Origin of the sequence: Indibacter alkaliphilus LW1 (assembly GCF_000295935.2) — a bacterium.
Taxonomy (GTDB): Bacteria; Bacteroidota; Bacteroidia; order Cytophagales; family Cyclobacteriaceae; genus Indibacter; species Indibacter alkaliphilus.
The window spans coordinates 39,892-48,340 of the sequence record NZ_ALWO02000035.1; the positions used below are offsets into that span (position 1 = coordinate 39,892).

Below are 8,449 nucleotides of genomic sequence, written 5' to 3' on the forward strand. Positions count from 1 at the left end.
CTGTGTAGGCAATATGAAATTTCTTTTTCAGCTCCTCCATGACAAGAAAGTTTTTCTACCCAAAATCAAATATACCGAGACGGAAAGAAAAAATAGTGAAAGGATTATTTTTAAGAAAACTCCAAAATCAGAAAATAAAAAATAAGAAAGTCCGAACAAGCTTAATAACACCCCCCAAGTCAGTATTTTTTTGTCAATATTTATATTCACATACTTTTGAAATATGTACCAAATATAAAACTGAAATAAAGCAAACGTAATCAAATAAGCAACAGAAAGTCCGAATGCACCATAAAAGCTGCCATAAAATATAATCGGAGTCGAAATAATTGAATTAACTAAACCTAATTGAAAAATTCTTTTTTCGTTATTGGTCGCGCCAAGAACTGTTCCCACTAAACTATCTATTGAACTAAGCAGCAAAAACCAAATTTGGATCTGACAAACGATAACTGCAGGCAAGTACTCAGGAGGAAACAAAATTGTTAAAATTTCATGAGCAAACATGGTGAACAAGAAAGCCAGAATCCCACCTAACAGCATATAATACCGAAACCCTGTTTTAACCACTTTTATAAATTTTTCTCTGTTAGAAACCCATAGAGAAGAAAGGTTAGGAAAAATTGCAATCAGCCCTATATCCAACACCATAGAAATCGGACCTGTAAATTTTTCAGAAAGGTTATAAAATCCTACTTCTTCAATACTGGAATTGATATCTAGAAAATTATTAGCAAACCTCCTGTATGGCAGCATTACCAAAGTCAGTGCAAAGTATGGCCAACTTTCTTTGATCAATGCTGTAGAAGATTCAAGAAAGCCTGACACTTTACCAATCAACATTCCGAGTTTTCTGAGAACAAGATAGTAGGTGAAATTCTTTAAAAGATTAATAAAAAGGTAAATCACCATTAAACTTGATACAGTCATCAATTCAGATGGCAAGATAAAAACTGCGGCAAACCAAAAGAAACTAAATAAAAAATTGATTACGGAAGTTGGTAGCATTCTTTGGAAACCAATGAATACTATCTCATATAGCTTGCCTATACAGGTGATGAGAGAAAAACAAAAAAGATAAAACAGCTCGAGGGCATCAAGCTCTCCCAAAAAATAGTTATAAAGAATATAGATCCCACTAACTAATATAAGAGCAATAAGTCTTAAATAAATCCCATTTATAACAAGATCATTAGTTCTATCATTGTCTCTCGAGATCGCTCGAACTATTATAGTCTGAATTCCTAAATCAGCTATTGTTACTAATAAAGCACCTTGCGCAATTATAAACGTATATAGCCCATAATCATCTGGTTTAAGAATATTGGTAATTTTAAGAACTGTAATCAAGCTCAGAATCTGAGAAAGAACAGTACCTAAAGTCAGATAAGAAAAATTTTTGAAAACTTTATTAGCTAAAATACTTTTTAGCATTCTACTTAGAAATTTTAAGGTTTCTCATAATTTCAAGTCTTAAACTATCCGAAACACCAGGAACAATTTTCCTTGCTGTCAAAGAGGAAGATTTTAAAACTTTATCTAAATCACTTAAATCTAAATTGGCCGGACTATTTCCATTTCTAAATTCCCAGTCTATATAGTTGAGATGATCATTAACCACTTGATTTTTAAATTTGGAGTTCATAATTAAAGTTTGAAAAAAAGCTTCTTCGGGACAATGGGTGTTTTTAAAAGCTTTCAAAAATTCGGGGTTTGTTTCAATAAATTCCATGCAAAACTTCAAACACTCTTGAGTAAGTGAAAACCAGCAAGACCCACCGTAAAGCTGCTCAATAGTTTTATTTATGTTTCTATTTACTCCAAATAACTTTTGAATATAAGTTATTTTATTGATCAAAAAATTCCCAAATCTGGTTTTGGCATTTAACAGATCATGCGGAGAATACAAATTAAACCTATCTAATCCTCCATTCATCCATTTTCCTGATGGTACTGGAAAGTTTTCCAAAAACAGTTTTCCTTTATTTTCATTAAAAAAACCTATGAACTCTTCACAGGTTTTAATTGGCAGATTTGCCTCACTTGTAGTATGAATATAATCAAAATTAGTGTAAGCCAAAGCTTTCTTAATTAACAAAAACATAGCTTCCAAATAATTATATCCACCCCAGTTAACTTTTACTTCAGATCCTATATAAACAACATTTTTGTTGGAAGATTTTATTTTATCAAGCCTTGATTTATCAAACTTGCTCTTGGTATCTATATGGATAAAATAATAAAACCTATCATCATAAATTTTAAAATAATCAAAAATCCTTTCTAAATTTTTATGAGAAATAAAGAGAATAGCGTGTTTTTCTGAATAATTGGTCATTAGATTTTAAGGGGTTTTCGACTTTGATGGAAACAATTTATAAGCAATTCAAAGAAACTTTTTTAAGTCTTAAGATACTGGATAAGAATTTTACCCTATTTTGAAATAAATATACCTCTTTTTAAAAATCAAAATTATCCGCTTTAAAACCAGTAGAACCTAAATAACGGAAAAAACCTATGATTTCATGCCAATTTCTATCAGTATAAGGTTGATATAATCCCTTATGTAAATTGGTCAGTGGTATAATTGTGGATATACAATTTAAAAATATAAAACATGTAAATCCGAAATTAGGACATAAACCAATTTAAAGTCGGTCTTGCTTCTATGGTTAGTACTTAACTGATAAGAAAATAGACAATTATTTAATGTAATTTCATGTCTTAAAGGAAACAATTTTTCTAAAAAATTCCTTACAGGATTTTTACCAAACACAAAATTACATACATACCTTTTGAAACGAGCCAAGTCACTCATTTATCATTTGACAACCACAGTAACGGGATTGGAGAATGTCTGATCACCATTTTCGAAAAATGCTTTAATTCTCAATGAGTAAACACCTTTTGATTGAGGACTCCAATTGTATTCAAATGGAGCTTGACTTTTATTACCAATCAAATTTTTGCCTTCGTAAAATTCAATTTTAGAAATATTGGAACTGGGATGAGAATATTCTCCTTCAATTTTTACTTGGGAGTTTAAATCAATTTCAAAATTATCACTGGGGCTTTTAATTATTACTGATGCATTTTCTTTTTTAACTGCAGCCCTAACTGATCCATGGGAATCAGGAGAAGCGCTTAAATTAATCTGGTTAGGCTGTTCTTCTTGATTGTTATTTGATGGTAAATTAATACTCACATCATCAATGTAAAATGAAGTTCTATTTGGAAATGTCTTGTCCGCGTAAGCATTGATACTAAAGTGATTATCATCAACTTCAGGTCTTAGGGTATTGCGATTTCCTGAATCGATGATGAGTTGATCATCTTGCCATATTAATATTCTACCGGTGTCATCTCTCTTCTGAATAATTCTCATTTGAATTTTCACCCATTTTTGTGTGGGGAGGTTTACTCCGTTTGGTGCCTGCCAAACAATATTTGTAGATCCACCCCAAAACCTCTGTAAATCTGCCAATGTGAGGTAATTTGCACCACCTGATCCTGCACCACCTCTGACCCCAAGGCCAACTACATAGTGAGGATTATTTATCTGATCAGGACCTGTGCCAGGACCCCCCGATGCATATTTAACTCCCTTTGTTTGAATTAAATTGAACCAAGCATTATTGGGGTCAAAGTCAATTCTATGAGGAAAGTACATATAAATGGTATAAATCAGGTCTTCATGTTTTGTGATTTCATTCCACCTGTAATTTCTAGTACCATGAGAGTCACCCGAAGTAGTGTTAATTGAAAGTTTTAATGATCTATTTCCTGATTTAGCTTGCTCAGAGGATACTGCGCTATTTCCGGTCCCACTATTGTATTCACCTCCCCCTCCATCAGCTGTCCATTCACTTTGATTTCCAGTTTCATGTCCGGCAAACCATAATTGAGTACCCAAATTATTGGAATAAACCTCCTGGGCAATTAAGCTAGTACTGGATAAGATAAGGCTTATCAATAAAGCAAGACACGTAATGCAAATTGAATATTTGCTCATTTTGAATAAATGTAAGATTTTTAAATACAGATTTTTGAGTGAATTAGGTGTATAATCCTAATAGCATTCAAAAATAATATATTTAATAAGTAATTCATAATCAATATATTGACTTATAAAGAGTTATTTTTATTTATGTATTTCAAACAAATTTAATTGGACAACAATACCATAAATAAGAATTATGTCCCAAAAAAGAATTGAATTTACAGCTTCGCCCTTTCAGTCACAGTATACGCCGCTACTTAAAATAAACTCGAAAGGATAAACATTTGAGCACACAAACATAATGTAAATTTATTGAAAATCATTTTAATATATTTAAAATTCTTTTTTTTGTATTTAAAAAAAAATAAGTAGTGCCAGGATTTTAAGATTTACCTTTTATTTTTGAAATTTTAGACTTTATTCAAAAAAATATAAAAACAAAATATTTCTTTAAATTTTCTTATATAATAGAAATAAAACTAATATTTTTAATATATATTATCATTTAATTAATATTTAAATTTATCAATATTAATTTCAAGTTAATATTTTTGCATTTCAAACAATAAATTTTGTATTTTGACATATTCTTTTCATATTTACTACATATATTTGTCAAACCCCAAAACCCACTATACGAAGATGAAGTCAAATATCACTTCCATTTTAGTTTCACTTTTTCTTGTTCTTTCACTATTAAATAGTTGTATAGAAAACAATGAAAATGAAGTTGGAGAACCCAAACTAGAACAAGTCAACCCTTGGCAAAATTTTAGTAACTTGAAGTTAGAGGTTTACAATGCTAAAAAAACTCCTTCGGGTTGGATAATTGTTGGAAGAAACGGTTTTTTAAGAGGAAATGATTTAGAAAATCTAAAAGACCCTATCCCCTTTCAAGATTTTCAAACAAGATTGGGAAGATACAGGGTTCCCATATCATCTCACTTTTTAGCTACTAGAACTGAATCTGAAGTTTTCTTACACGGATTTAACCAACCGAATCAATCAGATCCAATGAAGTTATCTATTTCTAATTTTGATCCTAATTTTATTGGTTTTGAGGATATTCCATTTTGGCAAGGGGAAATGATGGGATTAACTGAAGGAGGTGTTTTACTTCTATCATACAGGACTGCAGAAAATAATATTGCAAAAGACAATCCTTCCTTCTTTATAGTAAATACAGAAACTAATAATAGTAAAATCGAAATAAAATCCACTAAAATAATTGATTATCCTTTTATTTCTTGGTTTGACAACAATTACAGCATAGAAAGTTTCAATGAGTTTTTTCTAGTACAGGTAAGTGGTACTACATTTAAAATTAAACTAAATGGAGAAGTCACTAAACTTGTAGATTATCCTTCTAAGTCATTAATAAAAGGAGATCAACTGATAACAATGGCTACAGATATGAGAAAAGGTGAACTCTCTATATTTACCTCAGGGTTAGGCACTGATAATGCAAATAAAATAGTTTCTAAAGAAGTATCGATCAGGTATTTGAATGCTGAATATGAATTAATCGGAAATAGAATAATAGGTTATAAAAATGACGAAATTTTTGAATTGAATTTTGATTCTGGATTGAATATCAAACCACTTAATAATTCAAATTTAAAAGGGAATACAATTACTTCCATCAAGCTTTATGAAAACGATAAAGTTTTGATCACTTCCATGTGTGATAAATCTCCTTCTTCATGTGGAGTATTTGTAACAAATCTGGATAATTTTAAATAATCGAAAGAGAGGCTAACTTAATTTTAGCCTCTTTTTCTACGCTTTTATACTTGCCTTATTTCTCTATCTCCTTTTTATAAATCTCTTACTTTCAATCTGCCTGTTTTTGTAAAATAGGTTCATCATATAAACACCATTTTTTAGATGACTTATATCAAGAGTACTTACTTTACCTTCTTGTGTAAAAGAATAAGAGTCATGAACGGTACCGTTCATTGATACAATTTGAACTGTAAAGTCATATTGTTCATCTTGATCGAGATTTTCGAAGATAAGGTTTATAAAGTCACTAGCGGGGTTTGGCCCAATTTTGATTTCAAGTAAAATATCCGGCACATCAATACCTTCCAACCCTTTAGGTATCACACGCACCATTACTTCCTCAGAATAATAAACTTGCCCTTTGGTATTTTTGGACTTTCCTCGTGCAACAAATTTATAGTCACCTACTGGAAGGTCTTCAAGTTTTAATGAATATGGTTCCTCCTCTAATTCTTCAAGAAGTTGATCGTTCATATAAATGTCAATTAAGTCAACATATTGTTCCAATTCTGTGGTTTCAACCTGAAGTTCAAAAGAATCACCTTCCATAACCTCTTTTTTGGAAGGTTTAATCCTAATGTTTCCATTATTTCTTGGTGATACAGATATTCTTACTGGAACAGAAAGCTCACTTCGACCATCTTTATAGACTAATCTTGCCACTAGATTATACTGGCCTTGATTTACATTTTCCCAAACAAAGTTGTAAGGAAATTGATTTGATTCTCCAATTTTTTGATTTCCTCTGAAAAATTCTACTTTTTCTATTTCACTTGCTCCGTTGGGTAATTCAACCCTTATCAATATATCTGAGCCTGCTACAAAGACAGCATCTCTTATAGGATCGATTATCCTAAAGGTGTTTTGGTTTTGTAGTATTCTTATTGAACGAAATTCTGAAACACTAAGTCTGTTGTTTTCAAACCCATATGCAACTGCAACCAATTCTACATTTCCTGTCCTTGAGGCTTTCCAATCTAAATTAAATGGGTCATTTGTTGAAGTTCCTATAAGTTCTCCATTTGCGAAATACTCTACTCTTTGAACTAGGTCTCCTTCCCCATCAAGCATAATTATTAATGGAACTATTGAGCCCGCTTCAAATTCTTGACCTTCTCCTGGAGAAACAATAATTATTTCAACGCTAGGCGAATCAGAGGTTCCTTTATCTGCCCCATTACTTTCTTCCTCAATCACAAAAATTGTAATTGGTGAAGAGGTATTGCTGGCACCTTTATCATCATACGCTTTAGCTGTAAGCTTATAAGTTCCTGGAGTTGCATTATTTAATAGAGTCGAGAATGGGTCATTAAACGATGTCCCGATCAACACATCATTAGCATAAAATTCTACTTGGTCTACGTAACCATCTGAGTCGAAGGCTTCGGCTATAATTTCTATTGACGTTCCAAGAGCAAACTCTTCTTTATCTATTGGTGAAAGTAATCTAACCTCAGGAGCGAGGTTGTTTTCTACTCTTATCCTTAAAACATCACTTGTAGCAGTGTTCCCTTCAACATCTATTACAGCTGCCCTAATATTTTGATTACCTAAATTCATAGCTCTCCAAGAAAGACCATGAGTTTCAATATCACCTACACCTATAAGTATATTATTTCTGAAATACTCCACTCTTTCAACTTCTTTCTCACTTTCAATCTCAACTTCAAAATTGATAAAGGCATTTCTTGCAAAGACTTCATTTTGAGATGGTGATAAAATTTTAATCGCCAATGGTTTTCTTGGCTGAATTACTGTGATAGTAATGATCTGAGAATTAGAAGATGCGCCCTCATTGTCAGTGGCAACCGCTCTGAACTCAAAGGTTCCCGCCTCATCAGCAGTCCAGTTGATGCTGTACGGAGCTTGGGTTGTGGTTCCAATTGAGCTGCCGTTTACAAAGAACTCCACTTTTACCACTTCACCGTCTTCGTCAGAAGCCTCGGCAGTGATGCTGACGGTGCTACCGGCTTCGATCTCAGTTCCTGAAACAGGAGCAGTGATGCTCACAACAGGAAGGATGTTTTCAGGAGTTTCAAAAACAGTTACGGTAACGGTTTCAGAGTTGGCAAAAGCTCCCTCATTATCCGTGGCAACTGCTCTGATTTCAAAGGTTCCTGCCTCATCAGCAGTCCAGTTGATGCTGTATGGTGCTTGGGTTGTAGTTCCAATTGAGCTTCCGTTTACAAAGAACTCCACTTTAACCACTTCCCCGTCTTCATCGGATGCCTCGGCAGTTATTATAATAGTTTCTCCGGCTTCTATCTCAGTTCCTGAAACAGGAGCGGTGATGGATACTGTAGGAAGGATGTTTTCAGGAGTTTCAAAAACAGTTACGGTAACGGTTTGAGAGTTGGCAGAAGCTCCCTCATTGTCCGTGGCAACTGCCCTGATCTCAAAGGTTCCTGCCTCATCAGCAGTCCAGTTGATGCTGTATGGTGCTTGGGTTGTAGTTCCAATTGAGCTTCCGTTTACAAAGAACTCCACTTTAACCACTTCCCCGCCTTCATCGGATGCCTCGGCAGTTATTATAATAGATTCTCCGGCTTCTATCTCAGTTCCTGAAACAGGAGCGGTGATGGATACTGTAGGAAGGATGTTGTCCGCTATTACGGTCACGCTTACAGGGGCCGAAGTGCTGACTCCCCCTCTGTTGTCCGTAGC

At 33.3% G+C, this 8,449-nt stretch carries 5 protein-coding genes; 1 reads left to right on the forward strand and 4 read right to left on the reverse strand.

Annotation, left to right across the window (positions count from 1 at the left end):
- Positions 1 to 27: 27 nt before the first annotated feature.
- From A33Q_RS11300 to A33Q_RS11310, 3 genes are all read right to left on the reverse strand, one after another.
- A complete protein-coding gene (locus tag A33Q_RS11300) occupies positions 28 to 1,434 on the reverse strand; it encodes an oligosaccharide flippase family protein (protein ID WP_009036007.1) in 1,407 nt (468 codons plus the stop codon).
- Position 1,435: 1 nt separating this feature from the next.
- Positions 1,436 to 2,338 (reverse strand): glycosyl transferase, encoded by a 903-nt coding sequence (locus A33Q_RS11305; RefSeq protein WP_009036008.1) that lies wholly within the window; start codon positions 2,336 to 2,338, stop codon positions 1,436 to 1,438.
- 483 nt (positions 2,339 to 2,821) lie between these two features.
- Positions 2,822 to 4,012 carry an Ig-like domain-containing protein gene (locus tag A33Q_RS11310; RefSeq protein WP_009036009.1) on the reverse strand — a complete coding sequence of 397 codons (1,191 nt, stop codon included), beginning with the start codon at positions 4,010 to 4,012 and terminating at the stop codon, positions 2,822 to 2,824.
- A gap of 630 nt (positions 4,013 to 4,642) precedes the next feature.
- Here A33Q_RS11310 and A33Q_RS11315 point away from each other — a divergent pair.
- Positions 4,643 to 5,743 (forward strand): hypothetical protein, encoded by a 1,101-nt coding sequence (locus A33Q_RS11315; RefSeq protein WP_009036010.1) that lies wholly within the window; start codon positions 4,643 to 4,645, stop codon positions 5,741 to 5,743.
- A 63-nt stretch (positions 5,744 to 5,806) separates the two neighbouring features.
- Here the strand turns inward: A33Q_RS11315 and A33Q_RS11320 are convergent, their stop codons facing one another.
- Positions 5,807 to 8,404 carry an Ig-like domain-containing protein gene (locus A33Q_RS11320; RefSeq protein ID WP_016255131.1) on the reverse strand — a complete coding sequence of 866 codons (2,598 nt, stop codon included), beginning with the start codon at positions 8,402 to 8,404 and terminating at the stop codon, positions 5,807 to 5,809.
- Positions 8,405 to 8,449: the final 45 nt, after the last annotated feature.